Annotated in this window: 23 protein-coding genes; 14 read left to right on the forward strand and 9 right to left on the reverse strand. The window is 67.8% G+C overall.

Features of this window, described 5'->3' with window-relative positions; all coding sequences use genetic code 11:
- The first annotated feature begins 38 nt into the window (after positions 1-38).
- On the forward strand, positions 39-1,235 hold the full coding sequence (locus ACAD63_RS15940; protein ID WP_135704932.1) for an amino acid aminotransferase: 1,197 nt from the start codon (positions 39-41) through the stop codon (positions 1,233-1,235).
- A gap of 325 nt (positions 1,236-1,560) precedes the next feature.
- Complete coding sequence (locus tag ACAD63_RS15945) at positions 1,561-2,817, forward strand: polyhydroxyalkanoate depolymerase (RefSeq protein WP_133097594.1); 1,257 nt, start codon at positions 1,561-1,563, stop codon at positions 2,815-2,817.
- Positions 2,818-2,862: 45 nt separating this feature from the next.
- Here the strand turns inward: ACAD63_RS15945 and ACAD63_RS15950 are convergent, their stop codons facing one another.
- A complete protein-coding gene (locus tag ACAD63_RS15950) occupies positions 2,863-3,519 on the reverse strand; it encodes a TetR family transcriptional regulator (RefSeq protein WP_133097595.1) in 657 nt (218 codons plus the stop codon).
- Positions 3,520-3,812: 293 nt separating this feature from the next.
- Here ACAD63_RS15950 and rsxB point away from each other — a divergent pair, with 293 nt between their 5' ends.
- Positions 3,813-4,622 carry an electron transport complex subunit RsxB gene (gene rsxB, locus ACAD63_RS15955; RefSeq protein WP_135704931.1) on the forward strand — a complete coding sequence of 270 codons (810 nt, stop codon included), beginning with the start codon at positions 3,813-3,815 and terminating at the stop codon, positions 4,620-4,622.
- Positions 4,619-5,263, forward strand: a complete 645-nt coding sequence (nth, locus tag ACAD63_RS15960; protein WP_434032946.1) for an endonuclease III — start codon at positions 4,619-4,621, stop codon at positions 5,261-5,263. Before rsxB ends, nth begins: the two co-directional genes overlap by 4 nt.
- Before the next feature lie 18 nt (positions 5,264-5,281).
- Here nth and ACAD63_RS15965 read toward each other — a convergent pair whose 3' ends face one another.
- Positions 5,282-5,908 (reverse strand): TetR/AcrR family transcriptional regulator, encoded by a 627-nt coding sequence (locus tag ACAD63_RS15965; protein WP_135704930.1) that lies wholly within the window; start codon positions 5,906-5,908, stop codon positions 5,282-5,284.
- Between the two features lie 88 nt (positions 5,909-5,996).
- Here ACAD63_RS15965 and ACAD63_RS15970 point away from each other — a divergent pair, with 88 nt between their 5' ends.
- From ACAD63_RS15970 to ACAD63_RS15980, 3 genes are read left to right on the forward strand one after another with little or no spacing between them, the layout of a single operon-like run.
- Complete coding sequence (locus ACAD63_RS15970) at positions 5,997-7,562, forward strand: flavin-containing monooxygenase (RefSeq protein WP_434032947.1); 1,566 nt, start codon at positions 5,997-5,999, stop codon at positions 7,560-7,562.
- Entirely contained in the window at positions 7,559-8,539 is a 981-nt protein-coding gene (locus ACAD63_RS15975; RefSeq protein WP_135704928.1) for an alpha/beta fold hydrolase, read from the forward strand. Before ACAD63_RS15970 ends, ACAD63_RS15975 begins: the two co-directional genes overlap by 4 nt.
- 16 nt (positions 8,540-8,555) lie before the next feature.
- Positions 8,556-9,281, forward strand: coding sequence for a Coq4 family protein (locus tag ACAD63_RS15980; RefSeq protein ID WP_195429652.1), 726 nt, complete (start codon positions 8,556-8,558; stop codon positions 9,279-9,281).
- Between the two features lie 72 nt (positions 9,282-9,353).
- On the opposite strand, the gene ACAD63_RS15985 is transcribed toward ACAD63_RS15980, so the two are convergent.
- Both ACAD63_RS15985 and ACAD63_RS15990 read right to left on the reverse strand, forming a co-directional pair.
- On the reverse strand, positions 9,354-9,941 hold the full coding sequence (locus tag ACAD63_RS15985) for a malonic semialdehyde reductase (protein WP_195428077.1): 588 nt from the start codon (positions 9,939-9,941) through the stop codon (positions 9,354-9,356).
- Between the two features lie 87 nt (positions 9,942-10,028).
- Positions 10,029-10,964, reverse strand: a complete 936-nt coding sequence (locus tag ACAD63_RS15990; RefSeq protein ID WP_434032948.1) for a DMT family transporter — start codon at positions 10,962-10,964, stop codon at positions 10,029-10,031.
- Positions 10,965-11,055: 91 nt separating this feature from the next.
- Here ACAD63_RS15990 and ACAD63_RS15995 point away from each other — a divergent pair, with 91 nt between their 5' ends.
- Both ACAD63_RS15995 and ACAD63_RS16000 read left to right on the forward strand, forming a co-directional pair.
- Positions 11,056-11,487 carry a DUF1841 family protein gene (locus tag ACAD63_RS15995; protein WP_133097604.1) on the forward strand — a complete coding sequence of 144 codons (432 nt, stop codon included), beginning with the start codon at positions 11,056-11,058 and terminating at the stop codon, positions 11,485-11,487.
- A 161-nt stretch (positions 11,488-11,648) separates the two neighbouring features.
- On the forward strand, positions 11,649-12,932 hold the full coding sequence (locus tag ACAD63_RS16000; RefSeq protein ID WP_135704923.1) for a phospholipase A: 1,284 nt from the start codon (positions 11,649-11,651) through the stop codon (positions 12,930-12,932).
- Between the two features lie 27 nt (positions 12,933-12,959).
- Here the strand turns inward: ACAD63_RS16000 and ACAD63_RS16005 are convergent, their stop codons facing one another.
- Positions 12,960-13,397: a thioredoxin family protein gene (locus ACAD63_RS16005; RefSeq protein WP_434032949.1), complete on the reverse strand. Its 438-nt coding sequence runs from the start codon at positions 13,395-13,397 to the stop codon at positions 12,960-12,962.
- An 83-nt stretch (positions 13,398-13,480) separates the two neighbouring features.
- Positions 13,481-14,035: a nucleotide exchange factor GrpE gene (grpE, locus tag ACAD63_RS16010; protein WP_133097607.1), complete on the reverse strand. Its 555-nt coding sequence runs from the start codon at positions 14,033-14,035 to the stop codon at positions 13,481-13,483.
- A gap of 273 nt (positions 14,036-14,308) precedes the next feature.
- Here grpE and ACAD63_RS16015 point away from each other — a divergent pair, with 273 nt between their 5' ends.
- Positions 14,309-14,482, forward strand: coding sequence for a hypothetical protein (locus ACAD63_RS16015; protein WP_165971578.1), 174 nt, complete (start codon positions 14,309-14,311; stop codon positions 14,480-14,482).
- Between the two features lie 87 nt (positions 14,483-14,569).
- Here ACAD63_RS16015 and ACAD63_RS16020 read toward each other — a convergent pair whose 3' ends face one another.
- The 3 genes from ACAD63_RS16020 to hrcA form a co-directional block, all read right to left on the reverse strand.
- Entirely contained in the window at positions 14,570-14,965 is a 396-nt protein-coding gene (locus tag ACAD63_RS16020; protein ID WP_133097609.1) for an RNA-binding S4 domain-containing protein, read from the reverse strand.
- Positions 14,962-16,077 (reverse strand): ferrochelatase, encoded by a 1,116-nt coding sequence (gene hemH, locus ACAD63_RS16025; protein WP_133097610.1) that lies wholly within the window; start codon positions 16,075-16,077, stop codon positions 14,962-14,964. Before hemH ends, ACAD63_RS16020 begins: the two co-directional genes overlap by 4 nt.
- Before the next feature lie 103 nt (positions 16,078-16,180).
- Positions 16,181-17,218, reverse strand: coding sequence for a heat-inducible transcriptional repressor HrcA (gene hrcA, locus ACAD63_RS16030; protein WP_133097611.1), 1,038 nt, complete (start codon positions 17,216-17,218; stop codon positions 16,181-16,183).
- 103 nt (positions 17,219-17,321) lie between these two features.
- Between hrcA and ACAD63_RS16035 the strand changes: the two genes are divergently transcribed.
- The 4 genes from ACAD63_RS16035 to mprA all read left to right on the forward strand — a co-directional run bounded on the left by ACAD63_RS16035 (position 17,322) and on the right by mprA (position 22,403).
- Entirely contained in the window at positions 17,322-18,239 is a 918-nt protein-coding gene (locus ACAD63_RS16035; protein ID WP_133097612.1) for an NAD kinase, read from the forward strand.
- Positions 18,240-18,326: 87 nt separating this feature from the next.
- Entirely contained in the window at positions 18,327-20,099 is a 1,773-nt protein-coding gene (gene recN / locus ACAD63_RS16040) for a DNA repair protein RecN (RefSeq protein WP_133097613.1), read from the forward strand.
- Between the two features lie 90 nt (positions 20,100-20,189).
- On the forward strand, positions 20,190-20,633 hold the full coding sequence (locus ACAD63_RS16045; protein ID WP_133097614.1) for a hypothetical protein: 444 nt from the start codon (positions 20,190-20,192) through the stop codon (positions 20,631-20,633).
- A 135-nt stretch (positions 20,634-20,768) separates the two neighbouring features.
- The gene (mprA, locus tag ACAD63_RS16050) at positions 20,769-22,403 is read left to right on the forward strand and encodes an MprA protease, GlyGly-CTERM protein-sorting domain-containing form (RefSeq protein ID WP_434032950.1); all 1,635 of its coding nucleotides are present in this window, start codon (positions 20,769-20,771) and stop codon (positions 22,401-22,403) included.
- Positions 22,404-22,435: the final 32 nt, after the last annotated feature.

Raw genomic sequence — 22,435 nt, forward strand, 5'->3', positions numbered from 1 at the left:
CTTCCCGTTTTCTTTCATTGCCGACCACGAGATTCCAAATGAGTTTGTTTTCTGCCGTCGAGATGGCCCCGCGTGACCCGATCCTGGGCCTCAACGAAGCCTTCAATGCCGACACCCGCGCCACCAAGGTCAACCTGGGCGTTGGCGTGTACTTCACCGACGAAGGGAAAATCCCCCTGCTGCGCGCCGTCCAGGAGGCAGAAAAAGCCCGTCTGACCACCGCCACCCCGCGTGGCTACCTGCCGATCGAAGGCATCGCCGCCTATGACCAGGCAGTGCAGACGCTGCTGTTCGGCAAGGAATCGCCGCTGATCACCGAAGGCCGCGTGGTGACGGCCCAGGCACTGGGCGGCACCGGCGCGCTGAAGATCGGCGCCGACTTCCTCAAGCGCCTGTACCCGGACGCCAAGGTCGCCATCAGCGACCCGAGCTGGGAAAACCACCGCGCGCTGTTTGAAGCCGCCGGTTTCCCGGTCGTCAACTACGCTTACTACGACGCTGCCAGCCACGGCCTGAACTTCGCCGGCATGGTGGAATCGCTGAAGTCGTACCCGGCCAACACCATCGTCGTGCTGCACGCCTGCTGCCACAACCCGACCGGCGTCGACCTGTCGGCCGAGCAGTGGAAGCAAGTGGTGGAACTGGTCAAGGAACACAACCTGATCCCGTTCCTGGACATGGCCTACCAGGGCTTCGCCGACGGCATCGACGCCGACGGTGCCGCCGTGCGCCTGTTCGCCGACTCCGGCCTGCCGTTCTTCGTGTCCAGCTCGTTCTCGAAGAGCTTCTCGCTGTACGGCGAGCGCGTGGGCGCGCTGTCGATCGTCACCACCGGCAAGGAAGAAGCCCAGCGCGTGATGTCGCAGGTCAAGCGCGTGATCCGCACCAACTATTCCAATCCGCCGACGCACGGCGGCACCGTGGTCGCCACCGTGCTGAACAGCCCGGAACTGCGCGCCATGTGGGAAGAAGAGCTGGCCGAGATGCGCGACCGCATCAAGCTGATGCGCCATGCGCTGGTGGACAAGCTGGCCGCCAAGGGCGTGCCGGGCGACTTCTCCTTCGTCAAGGCGCAGCGCGGCATGTTCTCGTACTCGGGCCTGACCTCGGCCCAGGTGGACCGCCTGCGCAACGAACACGGCATCTACGCTGTCGGCACCGGCCGCATCTGCGTGGCGGCGCTGAACAGCCGCAACATCGATGCGGTGGTCGATGCGATCGCAGCGGTGATGTAAGGCTGCCAGCGTTGCTGCGCGGCAACGGGCGGCAACACGTGACAGTGCGTTGCAACTGGCGCAAGCATCACAAAGCGTCATTAAAAAAGCGGCCTCGGCCGCTTTTTGCATTTGTTTTCAGTCTTGTAGGACAGTGTCATCCAAATATCAGGCGAATGCCTTATTGTGTTCCGCAGATAGGGAAGTACCTTAAGGTATATGCTGCAAAGCAAGATCGTTAGCACGGTCGTTCGATAACGGGCATAATCCGCGACGATCCCAGGTGTATTGTCAGTACATTAGTACTTGGTGGTACGTGACCAAAAGTAAGACAGGCAGAAACGGCATGCTCTACCAACTGCATGAGTTCCAGCGCTCGATCCTGCACCCGCTCACCGCATGGGCCCAGGCGACCGCCAAGACTTTCACCAATCCCCTCAGCCCGATGTCGCTGGTTCCCGGCGCCCCCCGGCTTGCGGCGGGCTATGAGCTGCTGTACCGGCTCGGCAAGGAATACGAAAAGCCGGCATTCGACATCAAGTCGGTGCGCTCCAACGGCCGCGACATCCCCATCGTCGAACAGTCCGTGCTGGAAAAGCCGTTCTGCAAGCTGCTGCGCTTCAAGCGCTATGCCGACGACCCGGAAACCATCAAGCTGCTGAAGGATGAGCCGGTGGTGCTGGTGTGCGCGCCGCTGTCGGGCCACCACGCCACGCTTCTGCGCGACACCGTGCGCACGCTGCTGCAGGACCACAAGGTCTACGTGACCGACTGGATCGACGCGCGCATGGTGCCGGCCGAAGACGGTGCCTTCCACCTGTCGGACTACATCTACTACATCCAGGAATTCATCCGCCATATCGGCGCCGAAAACCTGCATGTGGTGTCGGTGTGCCAGCCGACCGTGCCGGTGCTGGCCGCGATCTCGCTGCTGGCCTCGGCCGGCGAGACCACGCCGCGCACCATGACCATGATGGGTGGCCCGATCGATGCCCGCAAGAGCCCGACCGCCGTCAATTCGCTGGCCACCAACAAGTCCTTCGAGTGGTTCGAGAACAACGTGATCTACACCGTGCCGGCCAACTACCCCGGCCACGGCCGCCGCGTGTACCCGGGCTTCCTGCAGCATGCCGGCTTCGTGGCGATGAACCCGGACCGGCACCTGTCCTCGCACTATGACTATTACCTGAGCCTGGTCGAGGGCGACGCCGACGACGCCGAGGCGCATGTGCGCTTCTACGACGAGTACAACGCGGTGCTGGACATGGCCGCCGACTATTACCTCGACACCATCCGCGAAGTGTTCCAGGAATTCCGCCTGGCCAACGGCACGTGGGCCATCGATGGCAAGCCGGTGCGGCCGCAGGATATCGAGGGCACCGCGCTGATGACGGTGGAAGGCGAACTGGACGATATCTCGGGCGCGGGCCAGACTGCCGCCGCGCACGACCTGTGCAGCGGCATCCCGAAAGACCGCAAGCAGCACATCACCGCGCCGCGTTGCGGCCACTACGGGATTTTCTCGGGCCGGCGCTGGCGCGAGAACATCTATCCGGACCTGCGCGATTTCATCCGCAAGTATCACCAGACCGCGGCGAAGTAACGCTGCCGCAGACAGGACAACGCCCGCAATCGCGGGCGTTTCCTTTCAGGTCGCGCTCTCGGGACAGCAGGAGCGCTTCAGGTAGCAGAGCAGCATCTCGGAATGCAGCTCGGCAAAACGCTCGTGCTCATGTTGCGAAGCCACGTCGCGCCCGGTCACGGCGCTGATGGTGTAGCGGTTGGACAGCACGTAGTAACCCAGCGCCGAGATCGTCAGGTAGAACTGCGGCACGTCGATGTTGTCACGGAAGACGCCCTGCTGCTGGCCCCTGCGGATCACGTCGGCCAGCACATCCACGACCGGGTTGATCAGCTGCTGCAGCTGCGCGGATTTCTTCAGGTGACGGGCTTCGTGCAGGTTCTCGCTGTTGATCAGGCGGATGAACTCGGGGTGCTCGTAATACCAGTCCCAGACAAAGCGGGCCAGCGCGCGCACGCCGGCGATCGGGTCTTCGTCGACCAGGTGCAGCCTTTCTTCAGCGGCGCGGAATTCGGCGTACTGTTTTTCCAGCACGGCCAGGAACAGCCCTTCCTTGCTGCCGTAGTAGTAATACAGCATGCGTTCGTTGGTTTCCGCGCGCCGGGCAATCTGGTCGACGCGGGCGCCGGCCAGACCACCCTTGGCAAATTCCTCGGTGGCCGCAGCGAGGATGCGTCGGCGCGTCCCTTCGGGATCGCGTTTGGTCTTGGTCTCTGTTGACATGGATGGCAGGTCGATCGTTGCGCGGATTATGGCACACACCGGAATGCGGCAGTCCGGCTGCGCGACGCGCATCATCGCCGTTTCTGTCCACCGGCGAAATCGGGGATAATCCTTGCGGCGCGAGGGCTCGAAGAGGCCCGCCGGCGACGGTTACGCCGGATTATTGTGCGCCGGCGCAGTCCCGCCGGGTGTTTCCCGGGCGGCAGTTGTGTCGCCAAACACGCATAGCGCCGCCCCATAAACGTCCAGTCCTGTCCTGATCCGGTTTGTCTCCTGAATTCCAGCCTGTTGTCGTGAATCCCGCCGTCAAATCCCTCGCCGACCGCATCGAGGCACTGTTGCCCCAGACTCAGTGCACCAAATGCGGATTCAACGGCTGCCGCCCGTACGCCGAGGCCATGGCCGCCGGCGAAGCGGCCTGCAACCGCTGCCCGCCGGGCGGCGCGGAAGGCGTGCGCCGGCTGGCCGGGACGCTTGGCGTCGAACCCATGCCGCTCGATCCGGAGCGCGGCAACGAGCAACCGCGCGCGGTCGCGCTGATCGACGAGAGCCTGTGCATCGGATGCACCCTTTGCATCCAGGCATGCCCGGTCGATGCAATCGCCGGCGCCGCCAAGCAGATGCATACGGTGATCCCCGAACTGTGTACCGGCTGCGACCTGTGCGTGGCGCCCTGCCCGGTCGACTGCATCGCCATGGTCCCGGTCACCGGCGACCGCACCGGCTGGGACGCCTGGTCACAGGCCCAGGCCGACGCTGCCCACGCGCGCTACCTGGCGCGCCAGGCCAGGCTGGTGCGCGAGCGCGAGGAAAACGACGCGCGCCTGGCCGCCAAGGCCGCGGCCAAGCTGGCCGCGGTGCAGGCCGAAGCTCCGCAGGACGACGCCGAGCGCGCCGCGCAGGAACGCAAGCGCGCCATCATCCAGGCTGCGATCGAGCGCGCCCGCCAGAAACAGCAGGCCGCGCGTCCGCGCAATATTGAAAACGTCTCCCCCGCCGTCCAGGCGCAGATCGATGCCGCCGAAGCGCGCCGCGCGCGCGCCGGCCTGACCGAGCCGGGCGTCGGCCCCAACGCCAAACCCGACCCGGAACGACAACAATGAACGCCGCCAAGTGCCGTGCCATTTTCGAGACGCTGCGCGAAGTCAACCCGGCCCCGGCCACTGAACTGGAATACAGTTCGCCGTTCGAGCTGCTGATTGCCGTGCTGCTGTCGGCGCAGGCCACCGACGTCGGCGTCAACAAGGCCACGCGCCGGCTGTTCCCGGTCGCTCACACGCCTCAGCAGATGCTCGACCTCGGCGAAGCCGGGCTGAGCGAATACATCAAGACCATCGGCCTGTACAAGACCAAGGCCAGGCATGTGATCGAGACCTGCCGCATCCTGGTCGAGCGGCACGGCGGCAAGGTGCCGCCCGACCGCGAAGCGCTGGAAGCGCTGCCGGGCGTGGGCCGCAAGACCGCCAACGTGGTCCTCAATACTGCTTTCGGCGAGCCCACCATTGCGGTCGATACGCATATCTTCCGAGTGGCGAACCGCACCGGCCTGGCGCCCGGCAAGAGCGTGGAGGTGGTAGAGCAGAAGCTGCTCAAGTGCGTGCCGCATGAATTCCTGCACGATGCGCACCACTGGCTGATCCTGCACGGCCGCTACGTGTGCAAGGCGCGCAGGCCGGAATGCTGGCACTGCGTGATCGAGCCTTTATGCGAATTCAGGGAAAAGACGGAAGCGCCGCAGCTGTGAAGCGCCCGGCGGCGGGCCTTAGTGCGGCTCGCGCGCCAGCACCATGGCCAGCTGCAACGCCGTGCGTGCCACCACCTCGACATCGGGCGTATAGCCCTGTCCGATCCAGCGCAGGGCGACATGGATGACCCCACCCGCCACGCCAGCGGTCAGCAACGGATCGAGCCGCCGGCCCGGCGGCAGCAGCGCCTGCGCCAGCAGGCCGCCGAATTCGCCCAGCGAATCCGCCAGCGCGCCATCGACCAGCTTGCTGACGCCGCGGATCTCCACCAGGAACACCCGCGCCGAACGCGGCTCGCACTGCAAGGTCCCGAAATAGGCGCGCAGCATGGCCAGCGCCCGGTTGGGACCGTCGCCGCCGGCCGCCTCACCGGCGCGCGCCAGTGTCTGCAGCAGGCGGTGGGTGACCGCCTGGAACGACGCCAGCAGCAGCGCCTCGCTGTTGGCGAATGACTCGTAGAAATAGCGCTCGGTCAGGCCGGCGGCCTCGCAGACGGCCTTGACCGTGGCGTTCTGGTAACCGCGCTCGCCATAGACCTGCACCGCCGCGGCGATCAGCTGGCTCCGGCGCTGAGCGCGCCGTTCTTCGGCTTCGGCGCCGCGGTAGCGGCGTGCGGGGGTGAGCTCGGGGGTCATGTGCGCCATTATGACATTCCCTATTGTCAGATGCCTTGTCTTATCGCTTCTGACAACCTATGTTGTCAGAAGCGCCACTCGCCCCCGGATGCCTGACATGACCGCAGCCCATCCTGATGATGCCGTCCTCGATGTCCTGATCGTAGGCGCCGGCCTGTCCGGCATCGGCGCCGCGCGCCACCTGCAGATGCGCTGCCCCGGCAAGCGCTACGCCATCCTGGAAGCCCGCGACGCCATCGGCGGCACCTGGGACCTGTTCCGCTACCCGGGCATCCGCTCCGACTCGGACATGTACACGCTGGGCTACCGCTTCAAGCCCTGGCGCGGCGCCAGGGCCATCGCCGACGGGCCGTCGATCCGGGCCTATATCCGCGAAACCGCCGAGGAAGCCGGCATCACGCCGCATATCCGCTTTGGCCACAAGGTCGTCAGCGCCGCATGGGACAGCGCCGCCGGCTGCTGGACGGTCGAGGCCGAGCGTACGGCAAATCACAGCCGCCTGCGCCTGCGCACCCGCCTGCTCTATGTCTGCGCCGGCTATTACAGCTATGCCGAGGGGCACCGCCCGGCCTTTGACGGCGAGGAGCGCTTCCGCGGCCGCATCCTGCATCCACAGTTCTGGGACGAATCGCTCGACTACGGCGGCAAACGCGTTGTGGTGATCGGCAGCGGCGCCACGGCGGTCACGCTGGTGCCGGAGATGGCAAAGCGCGCCGCGCAGGTGACCATGCTGCAACGCTCGCCCACCTACATCGTGACGCGCCCCGCCGAAGACGCGATCGCCCACAAGCTGCGCAGGCTGCTGCCCGAGCGGCTGGCCTACGGCGCCACGCGCTGGAAGAACGTGCTGCTCGGCATGATGTTCTTCCAGCTGGCGCGGCGGCGGCCCGCGCGCACCAGGGAAAAGCTGATCGGCATGGCGGCGGCGCAGCTGGCACCGGGTTTCGACGTCGCGACGCATCTCACGCCGCGCTACAACCCATGGGACCAGCGCCTGTGCCTGGTGCCCGATGGCGACCTGTTCGGCGCCATCCGCGACGGCCGTGCCACGGTGGAGACCGATACCATCGAACGGTTCACCGAAGACGGCATCGTGCTGGCCAGCGGCAAGACGCTCGCCGCAGATATCGTAGTCGTGGCCACTGGGCTGAAGCTGAACATGCTGGGCGACATCGCGGTCAGCGTCGACGGCGAGCCGCGCCGCCCCGCCGACTCGTTCGCGTACAAGGGGATGATGCTGAGCGGCGTGCCCAACCTGGTGCTCGCCTTCGGCTACACCAATGCCTCGTGGACGCTCAAGGCCGACCTCACCGCCGAGTACGTCTGCCGCCTGTTGCGCCATATGGACCGCCATGGCCACCGCATGGCGATGCCGCGCGCGCCGGCCGGCATGCAGCCCACGCCGTTCCTGGATTTCACGTCGGGCTATGTGCAACGTGCCGCCACCGTGCTGCCCCGTCAAGGCGACCGCAAGCCCTGGCGCGTCTATCAGAATTACTTGAAAGACATGCTGACGATCCGGCACGGGCGCATCGCCGACGGCGTGCTGCAGTTCGATGTCCCGTCTTTCTCCTCCCCGGCTGGCCGGCCACACCGCGACAGCCAGGAGCCTGCCGAAACCAATACCGTGCCGGCCGTTGCCGGCAACGAGGTGCAATCGTGACCATCGCCCTGACCGTCGCTGGCCTGCTGATCGGGCTGCTCGTGGTGCTGGGCGCCGCGCTATGGCTGCACACGTTGCGCACCGTCCGGCGCATCGAGGCGGCAATGCCGCCGCGCGGACGCTTTGTCGAGGTACCCGGCGCGCGGCTGCACGTGGTCGAGCGCGGCCAGGGTCCCGCCGTGCTGCTGGTGCACGGCCTGTCCGGACAACTGGAGAATTTCGGCTACGGCATGATCGAACCGCTCGCGCGCCATTTCCGCGTGATCGCCGTCGACCGCCCCGGCGCGGGCCACTCGACGCGCGTGGCAGGCACCGCTGCGGATCTGCCGGCACAGGCCGAGTCGCTCGCGGCACTGTGCGACCAGCTTGGACTGGACAAGCCGCTGGTGGTCGGCCACTCGCTTGGCGGCGCGATCGCGCTGGCACTGGCCATCCATCACCCCGAGCGCGTCGGCGGCCTGGCGCTGATCGCGCCGCTCACCCATCCGCCCAAGGCGATTTCGCCGGTCTTCCAGGCGATGACCGTGCCCGGCGCGCTGCGCCGGCTGCTGGCGTGGACGCTGGTGGTGCCGATGTCGGAACGGCGCCGTGAAGAAGTCATGGATATCGTGTTCGGTCCCGACCCGTTCCCGCTCGACTTCCCGACGCGCGGCGGCGGCCTGCTGGCGCTGCGGCCCTCCCATTTCCTTGCCGCTTCCGAGGACCTGATCGGTGCCGCGCGAAGCCTGCCGGCAATGTTGCCGCACTATGGATCGCTGCGCGTGCCGGTGAGCGTGCTGTACGGGCGCGATGACCGCATCCTCGACTTTGCCGAGCATGGCGAAGCACTGGTCGCCAGGGTGCCGGGCGCCACGCTGACGCTGGTCGACGGCGGGCATATGCTGCCGGTGACCGCCATCGACACCTGTGTCGACTTTGTGCGCGACGCCGCCGCGCCGCGGCATGCGCCGGCGCCGGGCCCGGCCCAGTTCGCCTGAACCACGGAGTTCCTGCATGACCACCCCGACCGCCTCCAATCCCTACAAGCAGGATGTCTTCACCGCGTTCCGGGCCGTGCGCAAGCTGCTGGCCAATGGCAACGACACCGAGCAGGTGTTCCGCATCATGCGCGCGCTGAACGGCCCGTCGATGCCGCGCAACTTCGGCCGCCTGCTGTCCACGCCCGACGGCAGGCGCATGGTCTACCAGCGCATCGAACTGGCCGAGCGCCTGTCCGATCCTGCCTATGTCGCGAGCTTCGCCCCGGGCACGGTCGGCGCGGCGTATCGCGCTTTCCTGGAACAGACCGGTTACAGCGCGGACGGGCTGGCCAAGGTCTCCAACCTCGACCAGGAGCCGGTGATCGAGGACGCGTACATGTGGTTCGGCCGGCGTACCCGCGACATCCACGACATCTGGCATGTGCTCACCGGCTACCGGGCCGACGAAAGCCTTGGCGAAGCCGCGCTGGTGGCGTTCAGCTACGCGCAGACCGGCGGCAAGGGATGGGCGTTCATTGCCATCGCGGCGTCGCTGAAAAGCCTGCGCGTGACCGGCCGCCTGGCCTTTGCGCGCGCCGTGCTGGAGGGCTACCGGCTGGGGCGCCGCGCCGGGTGGCTGCTCGGCGAGGACTACGAAAGACTGTTGCACGAGCCGCTCGACGCCGCCCGCGCACGGCTCGGCATTGCGGAGCCGGGGCGCTATCTCGCCTGCAATCCGGTGCAGGAATGGACTGCCTGACGCAGGCGCGCACCAGTACAAAAAAAGCGACCCGACGGGTCGCTTTTTTTTTGGTTCTGGCGCGCGGCCTCTTCAGACGATGCGGCAGGCTTCGTCGAACGGCAGGCGCGGCAGGCGCGGATGCAGCTTGTCGGCAACGCCGTAGCCCAGGTTGACCAGGAAGTTGACCGACCACTTGCCATCGGGGAAGAAGGCCGCGTTGACCTTGTCGGCGTCGAAACCGCCCATGGGGCCGCAATCCAGGCCCAGCGCACGTGCGGCCAGGATGAAGTAGCCGCCTTGCAGCGAGCTGTTCATCAGGGCGTCGCGGGCGATTTTCTCGTCGTTGCCGGCATACCAGGCACGCGCGTCGGCGTGCGGGAACAGGCGCGGCAGCTGGTCGTGGAAGGCCTTGTCGAAGGCGATGATCGCCGTGACCGGCGCCGAGCGGGTCTTGTCGACGTTGCCGGCCGATACGCAATCCACCAGGCGCGCCTTCTCGGCCGCGCTCTTGACGAAGACGATGCGGGCCGGGCTGCTGTTGGCGGCGGTCGGGCCGAACTTCATCGCGTCATAGACCTGGTGCAGGACGGCGTCGTCCACGTGGCGGTCCTGCCACACGTTGTGGGTGCGGGCCTCGGTGAACAGTTGCGCCAGCGCGGCTTGGTCGATCTGGGACATGCGGCTCTTCCTATGCATGAAGTGAAAGAAGCGGCGATTTTACCCAAGCGCCAGGATGTGCCGTGCCAGCGTCTTTGACCAACCCGTTCAATTCTCTTGCATGTCGCCGCGGGCCGGTGCCGGCGCGCTGCTGCGCCGTGTCAGCCATAGCACGCCGGCCAGGATCAGCCCGCCGCCGAGCGCCTGCATGCCGCCGATGTGCTCGCCCAGCAGCAACGCCGCCAGCAGCACCGTGACCACCGGCTCGAGCGTCGACAGCATCGAAGCCTGCGCCGCGCCAAGCCGCTGCAGCCCGGCGAAGAAGGTCAGGATCGCCAGCACCGTCGACAGCAGCGCAATCGCCGCCAGCGCCAGCCAGCCGCCGGCGCTCGCCGGGAACTGCGGCGGCACGCCCGCGCCAAGGCGCAGCAGCCCGACCGCACCGTAGACCAGCGCGGCCGCGCTGCAGATCACCGTGGTGGTGGCGATCGGGTTGACACCGGCGGTCACGCGCGCGCCGACGATGATGTAGACGGAATAGATCACCGCCGCCGCCAGCCCCAGCGCGATGCCCAGCGGCGAACCCTCGCCGCCGCCGACCGTCAGCCCGGCCCCCACCGAGCACAGCACCAGCGCGATCACGGCCGCCGTGGTCAGCCGCTCTTTCAGGAACACCGCGGCCAGGATCGTCACAAACAGCGGGTACAGGTACAGCAGCAGCGCCACCAGGCTGGCCTGCGCATGGTTCAGCGCACTGAAAAAGCAGAACGACTGGCCCACATAGCCAATGCCGCCCATCGCCGCCAGCGCCAGCACGCGCCGCCACGGCGGCAGGCCGATGCCGCGCGTGCGCATCACCCACGCCAGCGCCCCCGCCGCCAGCACGAAACGTACGAGCAGCAGGCCATAGACGTCGGCACCGGCCGCATAGGCAAAGCGCGCAAAGATCGCCATGGCGCCGAAGGCGCTGGCCGACACCGCAATCAGCAGCACCCCGGTGAGCTTGGCGCGGGCCTGTTCGTGGGCGGTGGCGGAGGCGGTCATGAAGATGGCGGGAAGTCGGCGATCCCGCATTCTACTTGGCGCCGCCGGCGCGCCAGCGCTCGCCGCGCCCCTCGTTTACAATGGCGCCACCATGTTTAATCCCTCACGAGAAGAAGTCCGCCGTTTCTTCTGCGAAGCCTGGCAGAAGCAGATCGCGGGCAGCGTGCTGACGCCGCTGGAAGTCATTGCCGTCGACTGGATCGGCGAGCATCCCGAGTACCACGACCTGCTGCGCGACACCGAAGGCGCGCTGACGCAGGACTACACCCCCGAGCAAGGCCAGACCAACCCGTTCCTGCACCTGGCGATGCACCTGTCGATCTCGGAACAGGTTTCCGTCGACCAGCCACGCGGCATTCGCGAGGCTTATGAGGCGCTTGTACGCCGACTCGATTCGCCGCACGAAGCCCAGCACCAAGTGATGGAATGCCTGGGCGAGATGCTGTGGCAGGCACAGCGCAGCGGCCTGCCGCCGGACGGCGAACAATACGTCGACAGCGTGCGCCGGCGCGCGATGCGCTGAGCCCGCCACGCTAGCCGGTTGCTGGCAGCCTGCTAGCCGTCTGCAACGGTTGCGTACATTTCGTCACAACCCGCTTTCTATCGCGTGGTAGGCTTTGCGGGTTCCGAAATTTCCCGATGCCGCAGCGCGCCGTTCCAGCCGCGCCCGCGGTGCCCAGCATCATGTCCCGATTGACCCTGCCCCGCCGGCTGGCGCCTGCCAGCCGCGCCGTCGCCCCCCTTTGCCTGTCACTGGCGCTGGCTTTTCCTCTGGCCGCCCACGCCGGCGTGGCGCTGCTGCAGCCGCCACGCGTGATCGACGGCAACCAGCCCCTGACGCTGACGCTGGTGGTCAGCGCCGACGGCGCGACGCGCCGTTACCGGATCCCCGATACGCTGGAAGTGACCGCGTCGAGCGAAATGCAGGCGCCGGTACGCCTCGTACTGTGGCGGGAGGTCTCCGCGCCGCCCGTGGTCAACCTGCGCCGCGGCGAGCACCGCGCCATCCGCTACAGCGCGACCCTGCCGCCGCAGCTGCGCGGCCAGGTGCGGCTGGATGCGACCGGCATCGACGCCGCGCCGGTGGTGGTCACTCTGAACCGGCTGCCGCAGCCGGGCGAGGCCACCACCGCCGCCCCGCCCGCGGTAGCCGCTACGGCCGGGGCCGCTGGCGAAGCCGCGGAGACGGTCCCGGTTCCGATCACGCCGGTGACCAGCGCAAGCGCCACCGCCCCGGCGCCCGCGGACCTGCGCGACAGCGCGCGCCTGTCGTTCTACGACCCGATGTACTTCATCGTCGGCGCGCACGATGGCGCCAATGCGAAGTTCCAGTTCAGCTTCAAGTACCGGATCTTCGAGGGCGAGGATCCGGCATCGAAGAGCCTGTTCGACAACCTCTACCTCGGCTTCACCCAGTTCTCGCTATGGGACCTGTCTGAGCAGTCCAAGCCGTTCCGCGACACCAACTACCGGCCGAGCCTGTTTTACTACCTGTCGGATACCGGCGTGCGCAACCGGGCCATCAGCCGGCTGTCGCTGGCGGCCGGCGTGGAGCACGAGTCCAACGGCCGCAGCGGCGACGAGTCGCGCAGCATCAACACCGTGTTCGTCAAGCCGACGTTCTACATCGGCGACCAGAACGACTGGCACTGGCGCGTCGCGCCCAAGCTCTATGCCTACGTGGAAAAGGGCGACAACCCTGACATCGCCCACTACCGCGGCTATATGGACCTGGGCATCGCGTATGGGCGCCCGGATTCATGGGAGTTTTCCGCCACGCTGCGCAAGGGCACGCGCAAGTGGTACGGCAGCGTCGATGCGCAGGTCACCTATCCGCTGGCGCGGCTGCTGCCGGGTACCGCGGGTTACCTGATGGCGGGTTACTTCGTCGGCTATGGCGAAAGCCTGCTCGACTACAACCACAAGCTGCCCTGGCAGTTCCGCATCGGCTACGCGCTGTCGCGCTGAAGGCCTGATGCCGCCTGGCTGGCCGGTTCACCCCGCCAGCGGCTTGCCGCCCGCCTTCAGCCGGGCATTGGCGACCGCGGCGGCAAACTGGCCGTGGCCATGCCAGCCGGTGGCACGGCCGAGCTTCTTGCCGTTCTGGAAGAACATGAACACCGGGATGCCGTGCAGGCCGAAGCGCTTGCCCAGCGCGGGTTGTTCATAGACGTTGGCATGCAGCCAGTGCAGGCCCAGCGCCCGGACCGGCTCGGGATTGGCGAGCATGGCTTTCTTTGCCATCTCGCAATTGAAGCAATCCACGCCCCAGAAGAACACGCACACCAGCGCATCGCCGGCCTGCGCGATCGCGGCGTCGATGCTGGCGTCGTCGACCTCGCGCATGCCGAAGGCCTCGAAGGCGCGATGGTCGAGGTGGGGGGCCGCGGCCTGGTCCGCGGATGGTGCGCCGGCCGGCGATTCGCTTGACATGATTCGCTCCCGCAAAGGCAAGAAAGCAAAACGCCCGGGCCTGGACGGCACCGGGCGCAGCCTCAGCCGCTAAGCAGTCCGGCTTACTTCGGTGCCGCCACCGTCACCAGCGCCGGGCGCAGCACGCGGTCGGCAATGGTATAGCCGCGCTGCAGCACGGTGACGACGGTGTTGGGTTCCTGGTCGGCCGGCACCATCGAAATGGCCTGGTGGCGGTGCGGGTCGAACTTCTCCCCGACCGGGTTCAGTTCCACGATCTTGCCGCGCTCGAACGCGGCTGCCAGCTGGCGCGCAGTCAGTTCGACGCCTTCGCGCAGCTTGGCAATATCGCCGGAACCGTCAGCCAGCGCGGCCTGCAGGCTGTCCATCACCGGCAGCAGGTTGTCGGCGAAGTTCTCGATGGCGAATTTGTGGGCCTTGGCAACGTCTTCCTGCGCCCGGCGGCGGATGTTTTCGCCCTCGGCGACCGCGCGCATGTACAGGTCGTAGTGTTCACGCGCCTTGGCTTCCAGGGCGGCCAGCTGGGCCGCCACATCCTCCACGGCGGCAGCCTCCGGCGCGGCGGTCTCCTGCGCGGCAGGGGCGCTGGCTTCGTCGTTGGGCGTCGGGTTGGATGGCGTCTGCTTCTGTTCTTCCATGTCGATCCGTATCAATGCATTGGCGCGGCCGTCCGTGGGTACGGCCGCGGTGGGTCAATCGGCGTGTTTAGCGGGCAATTGGTGGCGTCGCGCCGGATTTCAAGAGTGGCGCCGGCGAGACGCGGAAACAAGCGGTTACAAAGGCGTGAGTTATGCAATTGACGCCTTATTGCCTTGCTGCACTGCACTCACTAACATTCTCTTACGAAAAATGACAAAAATGCCGGGGGCCTGGAGATGGTTCATTTTTGTGCCTCTTCCGAAAGGTTGGCCATGCATAAGCTGCCAGTCGTGACGCTCTGCCTCGTGGCCGCCCTGGCGGTCATGACCGCCTTTATCTGCCTGTCCGACGCCTTCTCGCCGCGCGATACCGAGTATGGCAGTGGCAAGGCGGTGTTCAAGCACTACATCGTTCCTATCATCAGCCAGGAAGTCTCGCAGGAATAAGCGCCAGCGCAACTTTCCGGCACACACGCTCGCACCGCGGCGGCCCCGGCATTGTGCCGGCGCCGCCGCGTGTCGTTCCTGCCAGCCTCAGTGCCGGAAGTCATCGATGCGGCGGCGGTCGCGCTTGGTCGGGCGCCCCTGCAACTGCGCGGCGGGCTCCGGCTGCAGGCGGCGCCGCTCGGCCTCGGCCTGCCGGCGTGCCTGGCTGTCGGCACTCTCTTCATACAGCGTCTGCGCCACCGGTGCCGGTCCGCGCGCCGGGGCAATGCCCTTCACCTGCAGTTCCCAGCGCTGCTGGTGCGCTTCGAGCGCGACCTTGTCGCCGGGCCGCACTTCACGCGAGTTCTTGACCAGTTGGCCGTTGACGGTCACCTTGCCCCGCTCCACCGCCTCGGCCGCAAGCGAGCGCGTCTTGAAGAAGCGCGCGCACCATAGCCATTTGTCGATGCGCTGGCGCGCATCCGCTTCAAAATCCACGTTCATGCTGCGGCTCCCCGGGTCTGCGCACGCGAGCGACGCGCTTCCAGCTCATGCGGGTGCGGCGTGTTGAGCGGCCATCCCTGCAGGTGCTGCAGGGCAATCTCCGCCATCGCCGCCACCCACGGCGCCGCGTCGTTCATGCAAGGAATAAAGTGGAAATCCTTGCCGCCCGCGACCTTGAACTCGGTCTGCCCTTCCATCGCGATTTCCTCGAGCGTCTCGATGCAGTCCGCCGGGAAACCCGGGCAGAACACATCGACCCGGCCGGCGCCAACCTTGCCCAGCTCCGCCAGCGTCGGGGCCGTGTACGGCTGCAGCCACTCCGCCTTGCCAAAACGAGACTGGAACGTCACCTGATATTGCCCCGGCTGCAAGCCCAGCGCGTCGCCCAACAGCCGGCCGGTCTTCAGGCACTCGCAGTGATACGGGTCGCCCAGCTCGAGCGTGCGCCGCGGCACGCCGTGGAACGACAGGATCAGCTTGTCGCCGTGCGCAAAATCGGGCATGCCGTGCCGTGACCAGTAGGCCCCGACCTGCTGGTGTAGCGCCGAGATATAAGCGGGATGGTCATGGAAATGTTTGACCAGCCGCAGCTCGGGCTGGTTGCGCCATTGTCCCAGCACGCGGAACACTTCGTCGAAGGCGGTGGCGGTAGTGGTGCCGGAGTACTGCGGATACATCGGCAGCACCAGCACCTGCTCGCAGCCCTGGCGGCGCAGCGCTTCCATCACCGAGGCGATCGACGGGTTGCCGTAGCGCATGGCGCACGCCACCGTCACCTCGTGGCCGTTCTGGTTCAGCAGCCGCTGCAGCGCATGGGCCTGGCGCTCGCTGTAGACCAGCAGCGGCGAGCCGGTCATATGCGCCTCGCGCAGCCAGATCGACTCGTACTTCAACGCCGACGCTCGCGAACGCAGCGGCAGGATCACGCCATGCAGCAGCGGCAGCCAGGCGGCACGCGGGATCTCGACCACGCGCGGGTCGGACAGGAATTCCTTCAGGTAGCGCCCCACCGCCCTGGGCGTGGGCGCATCGGGGGTACCCAGGTTGACCAGCAGGATCGCCGTGCGCGGCGCCTGCCCGTGCTGGTAAACCGGTTCGGGTGAAAACGTCATGTCGCTTCCGGGTTGGCGCGCGGCCGGCAACGCGCCATGGCGGCGCGCCAGCGCAGGTGGCGCTCGGTAGGAATGGGGCAGCTTGTCAGACCGGCCAGCCGCGTCACTGGTTCTGGCTCAGCGCGCTGGACAGCAGCCGCGCGGTGATGTCTACGATCGGGATCACGCGCTCGTATGCCATGCGTGTCGGGCCGATCACGCCGAGGGTGCCGACGATCTGCCCGTCGACCTCGTACGGCGCGGTGATGACCGCCATGTCTTCCAGCGGCACCAGCTGGCTCTCGCCGCCGATGAAGATCTGCACGCCCTGGGCGTGGCTGGAGACATCGAGCAGCTGCAGCAGGCTGGTCTTGTGCTCGAACACGTCGAACAGCCGGCGCAGCTTGTCCATGCTGGAAGACAGGTCTTCCACTTCGAGCAGCTTGCGTTCGCCGCTGATATAGACGTGGTCGTCTTCCTCGTCGTCGGCCACGCTGCCGGCCTCGACCGCCGCCTGCATCAGCTGCGACATGTCGCGGCGCAGGTCCTGCAGCTCGACGCGCAGGTGGCTGCGCACGGCGTCGAAGCTCATGCCGGTGTAGTGCGAGTTGAAGTAGTTGGCGGCCTCGATCAGTTGGGCCGGGGTATACGACAGCTCGGTCTGGATGATCCGGTTCTGCACGTCGCCCTCGGGGCTGACGATGATCAGCAGGATGCGCTTGTCGGACAGGCGCATGAATTCGATCTGCCGGAACGCCTGCGCGCGCCGGGGCGTCATCACCACGCCGGCGAAGTGCGACAGGTTGGACAGCGTGCGCGCTGCCGCCGTGATCATGCGCTGCGGACCCAGCTGCTGGGCGCCGAGCTGGCCCTGGATCTGGCCGGTCAGCTCGGCCAGTTCGGTGTTGCGCTCCAGCGGCTTGGCCGTCAGCATGGAATCGACGAACAGCCGGTACCCGCGCGGCGTCGGGATGCGGCCGGCCGACGTGTGCGGGCTGGCGATAAAGCCCATTTCCTCCAGGTCGGACATCACATTGCGAATGGTCGCGGGTGACAGGTCCAGCCCCGAGAATTTCGACAGGGTGCGGGACCCGACCGGCTGGCCTTCGGCGATGTAGCGCTCGATCAGGGTCTTGAGCAGCGTTTTGGAACGTTCATCCATGATGCCCCGATTTTACGCAAGTTTTAGACCTTCTGGCGCCCCGCCTGGGTTACGGCGCCGGCGCCTGCTGGCAACGGCAGCGGCGGTATGGTCTAATCCCGGCATGTCCGCCCCCCCGAGAGCCAGCGCCTTGCGCACTTCGTTCAACACCGTCGCCCTGGTGGGCCGCTACTCGACTGCCGGCATCGAAGGACCGCTGGAGGAAATCGCCTCTTATATCCTGCGCAACGGCCAGGATGTGGTGTTCGAGCGCGAGACCGCGCTGGCCACCGGGCTGACCGCCTACCCTGCCCTGTCGGCCGAGGAAATCGGCCAGCACGCCGACGTGGCGGTGGTGCTGGGCGGCGACGGCACGCTGCTGGGCATTGCCCGCCAGCTGGCCGGGTACGACGTGCCACTGATCGGGGTCAACCACGGGCGGCTCGGCTTCATGACCGACATCGCGCTGGAAGACGTGCACACGGTGCTGCCCGACATGCTCGACGGCCGCTACGAGGCCGAGAACCGGCTGCTGCTCGAATCCCGCGTGGTGCGCGACGACAGCGTCATTTTTTCGGCGCTGGCGCTGAACGACGTGGTGGTGAACCGCTCAGGCATTTCCGGCATGGTCGAGCTGGCGGTGTCCGTTGACGGCAACTTTATGTACAACCAGCGTTCGGACGGCCTGATCGTGTCGACCGCGACCGGCTCGACCGCCTACGCGCTGTCCGCCGGCGGCCCGATCCTGCACCCGACGCTGTCGGGCGTGGTGCTGGTGCCGATCGCCCCGCACGCGCTGTCGAACCGCCCGATCGTGCTGCCGCACGATGCCGAGGTCACCATCGAAGTGGCCAGCGCGCGCGACGCCAGCGTCAATTTCGACATGCAGTCGCTGACCTCTCTGCTGCCCGGCGACCGCATCGTGGTGCGGCGCTCGGAGAAGAGCATCAACCTGCTGCACCCGGTGGGCTACAACTACTACGCCACGCTGCGCAAGAAGCTGCACTGGCACGAATACCCGTCCGAAGACAACCGCCTCTGAGCCGCCCCCAGAGCCCGAGCTAGCCACCCCGATCCTACGCCAGCCCGACTTTCCGGACCGATCTCACTTTCGCCACGATCCGCCACGATGCTGCGCAGCCTGTCCATCCGCGATTTCGTCATCGTCGACACGCTCGACCTCGATTTCACCCCTGGCTTCACCGTCTTTACCGGCGAGACCGGCGCCGGCAAGTCGATCCTGATCGACGCCCTGGCCCTGGTGCTGGGCGAGCGGGCCGACGCCGGCATCGTGCGCGAAGGCGCCGCACGCGCCAGCATCAGCGCCACCTTCACGACCCACCCGGCGCTCGACGCCTGGCTGGCCGAGCGCGAGCTCAATGCCGAAGACGATGACGGCGCCGGCGCGGTGCTGCTGCGGCGTACGGTCGATGCCGGCGGCCGCAGCAAGGCCTTTATCAACGGCGCCGCGGCCACGCTGGCGCAGCTGCGCGAAGTGGGCGACCAGCTGGTCGACATCCACGGGCAGCACGCGCACCAGCTGCTGCTGCGCCCGGACGCGCAGCGCCTGCTGTTCGACGCCCACGCCGGGCTGACCCAGCAGGCCGGCGCGGTGGCCGAGGCCTGGCGCGCGTGGCGCGCCTGCGTGCGCCAGCGCGAGGCGGTCGAGCACCAGTCGCGCGAGATGCAGCTCGAGCGCGAACGGCTGGAGTGGCAGGTCGGCGAGCTCGACAAGCTCAACCCGCAGCCGGGCGAATGGGAAGAGATCCAGGCCGAGTACAACCGCCTGTCGCATGCCGCCGGCCTGATCGACGGCAGCCGCGCGGCGCTGGAGGCGCTGTCCGAAGCCGACGGCTCGGTGCTATCGGCGTTGAACACCATCGTGCACCGGCTGCAGCAGCTGGCCGACGTCGACCCGGCGCTGCGCGACGTGCTGGCCGCGCTCGAGCCGGCCCAGGTGCAGGCCGAGGAAGCCGCGCATTCGCTGACCCGCTACGTCGACCGGCTCGAGCTGGATCCCGAACGGCTGCAGGCCGTCGAGGAACGCATGCAGGCGCTGCACGCCACCGCGCGCAAGTACCGCCTGCCTCCCGAGCAGTTGCCCGATGAGCTGCTGGCGCGCCGCCAGCAGCTCGACGACCTGCAGGCCGCGCAGGACCTGAACAAGGTGATGGCGCGCGAAGCCGCCGCCAAGGCCGCCTACCTGACGCTGGCGCAGCACCTCAGCCATGCGCGCTCGCAAGCGGCGCAGGCGCTGTCGGCCGCGGTCACCGAGGCCATGCAGGGCCTGTCGATGGCGGGCGGCAGCTTTGTCGCCGCGCTGAACACGCTGGAAGACGGCCAGAGCTACGGCCTGGAGCAGGTCGAGTTCCTGGTGGCCGGCCATGCCGGCGTCAGCGCGCGGCCGCTGGCTCGGGTCGCGTCCGGCGGCGAACTGGCGCGCATCAGCCTGGCGATCTCGGTGATTACCAGCGAGGCTTCGCCCACGCCGACGCTGATCTTCGACGAAGTCGACACCGGCATCGGCGGCGCCGTCGCCGAAGTCGTCGGCCGGCGCCTGCAGGAACTGGGCCGCGCGCGCCAGGTGCTGTGCGTGACCCACCTGCCGCAGGTCGCCGCGCAGGCCGGCACGCACCTGCTGGTCAGCAAGGAAACCACCGATGGCGGTGATGGCTCGGTCACGCGCTCGGTTACGCGCTCGGTTACGCGCTCACGCATCCGCGTGCTCGACCCGGCCGGGCGCGTGGTCGAGACCGCGCGCATGCTGGGCGGCGCAACCGTCACCGCGACCACGTTGCAGCATGCCGAAGAGATGCTGGCGCAAGGCGCCGAAGCCCAGGCCGGCGCCCCGGTGCGCGGCACGGCCAAGGAAAGCCGGCGCGGCCGCCGCGCCGCCGGCTGATGCCCCGGCATCGTCGCCCACATCGCCCGCGTCGCCCCCACATCGCGCTTGCATCGGCGCACCCGAACCAACTTTCACAGGAGCCTCACCATGACCCGCCACGCGCCGCCGGCAGGCCGCCGCCACCGCCCCTTGCGCGCCGTCCTGGCCCTGGCCACAGCGGCCACGGCCGCACTGCTGGCATTGTCTGGCTGCAAGGCCCAGTCGGGGCCTTACGCCCCGCCGCCGGGAAGCATCACCGACGACCGCGCGGTGGGCGACATCATGGTCAAGTTCAAGCCGCCCGCGGTCGAAATGTCCGAGGATGCCGGGAAGTTGCTGGCCGAGATCAAGGGCCCGATCCGCTATGTGGTCAAGCGCCCCATGTCGGGCGGGGTCTGGCTGGTGACGGCGATCTCCAAATCGGCGGATGCCACCATCGACCAGGCGGTTGATACGCTGCGCGCCATCCCGCGTGTCGAGACCGCCGAGCCGGACCGGATGATCCAGCCAAACCGCACCATGCCGACCAGCCGGGATATGCCCAAGAGCTGAGTTGCCCGCGGAGTCCGTCCGGAAGCGGCGGGTTCTAAACCTTCGGTATCCCTTGCGCAACCGGCGCGGATCGTATTCCCTACATTCGATCCCCCTGCGCGCCCGATGACGTGCGGGGTGCCTCTGGAGGAATACATGCTGCATCCCGCGCAGTCCGTCTTCCGTCACTGCTTCGCGTTGCCCCACTGGCGGGCAGCCCTGATCACCATCGCTGCGCTTTGTGGCGCAGCACCGGTCGCCGCAGGCGCCGCGCCCTCCTCGACTTCAGCCGCGGCCCCGGCCTACACCGGCCAGATCATCGTACGCTGGCGCGATGGCACCACCTCCACCGTGAGCAGCAAGGAGCCGGCCGCGGCGGCCGCGTCAGCAGCGAGTCCGCTGCAGCAACTGCGCGAGCGCACCGGCATCGCCGCCACGCTGCGCCGCCCCATGGGCGGCAACATGGACCTGCTGCAGGTGCCGGACGAACTCGCCTCCGACCCGGAAGCCGCCGCCGCCCGCCTGCGCCAGGACCCGCGCGTGGCCGATGCCGTGCCGGACCGCTGGCTGCACCTGCACGATACCCTGCCCAACGACCCGCAATTCTCCGCCAACCAGCCTTACCTGATGGGCACCGGCACCGCCGTCGGCGGCGTCAACCTGCCGCGCGCCTGGGACCGCACGCGTGGCAGCGGCGGCATCGTGATCGCGGTGGTCGATACCGGGGTGCTGCGGCACCCCGACCTGGCCTCCCGGCTTCTGCCGGGCTTTGACTTCATCAGCAGCGCCATCGTCTCCAATGACGGCGACGACGGGCGCGACAGCGACGCTACCGATCCCGGCGACAATGTCCCGGCCGGCTTCACCTGCCCCGGCAGTTCAACACCGACCACCGAGGCCACGTCCAACAGCTGGCACGGCACGCGCGTGGCCAGCGTGATGGGCGCGGTCACCAACAACGGCGAAGGCATTGCCGGCGTCGACTGGAGCGCCCCCATCCTGCCGGTGCGGGTGTCGGGACGCTGCGGCGCGCTGCTGTCCGATACGGTCGACGGCATGCGCTGGGCGGGCGGCCTGCCGGTGCCGAATGTGCCGGCCAATCCAACCCCGGCGCGGGTGGTCAATATCAGCCTTGGCGGCGGCACCTGCAGCAGCATCGAGCAGCAGGCGGTCAACGACCTGAACGCGCGCGGCGTGGTGGTGGTGGCGGCGGCGGGCAACAACCGCAGCGCGGTCGAAGCGCCGGCCGATTGCAGCGGTGTGATCGCCGTCACGGCCCACGCCAACGACGGCGAGAACGCCACCTATGCCAACATCGGCCCGCAGGTGGCGATCAGCGCGCCGGGCGGCGGCTGCGGCAATTCGCGCGTGCAGAACGGGGCATGCACCACCACGCTTTCGGTAATCCGCACGCTGGGCAACAACGGCACCACCTCGATCGGGGCCTACACGATATCGTCGTCGCAGGGCACTAGCTTCGCGGCACCGATGGTGTCTGGCGTGGTGGCGATGATGTTCGCGCTGAACGGGTCGCTGACGCCGGCGCAAGTGACCGCGGCGTTGAAGGCCTCGGCGCGGCCGCATCCATCCGGCACCTTCTGCACCACCAATCCAGGCGTGTGCGGCGCCGGGCTGCTGGATGCCGACAACGCGCTGGCCGCGGCGGTGTCGGCCCCGCCGGCGGCCGCCGCGCCGGCACCGTCCGGCGGTGGCGGCGCGGTGCCACGCTGGCTCGCGCTCGCGCTGGCCGGTACCGGCCTGCTCGGCTTCGCGCTGCGCCGGCGCGCATAAAGCTTGCCCTGCCAGCTTGCCCTGCCGCGGAT

It is taken from the genome of Cupriavidus sp. a3 (assembly GCF_051015765.1).
Lineage (GTDB): Bacteria > Pseudomonadota > Gammaproteobacteria > Burkholderiales > Burkholderiaceae > Cupriavidus > Cupriavidus oxalaticus_A.

Coding starts and splice junctions, on each gene's coding strand:
- hemH (WP_133097610.1), bottom strand. CDS start 16,077: ATGACGTTTTCACCCGAACCGGTTTACCAGCACGGGCAGGCGCCGCGC.
- ACAD63_RS15950 (WP_133097595.1), bottom strand. CDS start 3,519: ATGTCAACAGAGACCAAGACCAAACGCGATCCCGAAGGGACGCGCCGA.
- grpE (WP_133097607.1), bottom strand. CDS start 14,035: ATGGAAGAACAGAAGCAGACGCCATCCAACCCGACGCCCAACGACGAA.
- ACAD63_RS15970 (WP_434032947.1), top strand. CDS start 5,997: ATGACCGCAGCCCATCCTGATGATGCCGTCCTCGATGTCCTGATCGTA.
- hrcA (WP_133097611.1), bottom strand. CDS start 17,218: ATGGATGAACGTTCCAAAACGCTGCTCAAGACCCTGATCGAGCGCTAC.
- ACAD63_RS15965 (WP_135704930.1), bottom strand. CDS start 5,908: ATGGCGCACATGACCCCCGAGCTCACCCCCGCACGCCGCTACCGCGGC.
- ACAD63_RS16020 (WP_133097609.1), bottom strand. CDS start 14,965: ATGAACGTGGATTTTGAAGCGGATGCGCGCCAGCGCATCGACAAATGG.
- ACAD63_RS16000 (WP_135704923.1), top strand. CDS start 11,649: ATGTCCCGATTGACCCTGCCCCGCCGGCTGGCGCCTGCCAGCCGCGCC.
- ACAD63_RS16005 (WP_434032949.1), bottom strand. CDS start 13,397: ATGTCAAGCGAATCGCCGGCCGGCGCACCATCCGCGGACCAGGCCGCG.
- ACAD63_RS15945 (WP_133097594.1), top strand. CDS start 1,561: ATGCTCTACCAACTGCATGAGTTCCAGCGCTCGATCCTGCACCCGCTC.
- ACAD63_RS15940 (WP_135704932.1), top strand. CDS start 39: ATGAGTTTGTTTTCTGCCGTCGAGATGGCCCCGCGTGACCCGATCCTG.
- ACAD63_RS16015 (WP_165971578.1), top strand. CDS start 14,309: ATGCATAAGCTGCCAGTCGTGACGCTCTGCCTCGTGGCCGCCCTGGCG.
- ACAD63_RS15995 (WP_133097604.1), top strand. CDS start 11,056: ATGTTTAATCCCTCACGAGAAGAAGTCCGCCGTTTCTTCTGCGAAGCC.
- ACAD63_RS16035 (WP_133097612.1), top strand. CDS start 17,322: ATGTCCGCCCCCCCGAGAGCCAGCGCCTTGCGCACTTCGTTCAACACC.
- ACAD63_RS15990 (WP_434032948.1), bottom strand. CDS start 10,964: ATGACCGCCTCCGCCACCGCCCACGAACAGGCCCGCGCCAAGCTCACC.
- ACAD63_RS16045 (WP_133097614.1), top strand. CDS start 20,190: ATGACCCGCCACGCGCCGCCGGCAGGCCGCCGCCACCGCCCCTTGCGC.
- mprA (WP_434032950.1), top strand. CDS start 20,769: ATGCTGCATCCCGCGCAGTCCGTCTTCCGTCACTGCTTCGCGTTGCCC.
- nth (WP_434032946.1), top strand. CDS start 4,619: ATGAACGCCGCCAAGTGCCGTGCCATTTTCGAGACGCTGCGCGAAGTC.
- ACAD63_RS15980 (WP_195429652.1), top strand. CDS start 8,556: ATGACCACCCCGACCGCCTCCAATCCCTACAAGCAGGATGTCTTCACC.
- ACAD63_RS15985 (WP_195428077.1), bottom strand. CDS start 9,941: ATGTCCCAGATCGACCAAGCCGCGCTGGCGCAACTGTTCACCGAGGCC.
- recN (WP_133097613.1), top strand. CDS start 18,327: ATGCTGCGCAGCCTGTCCATCCGCGATTTCGTCATCGTCGACACGCTC.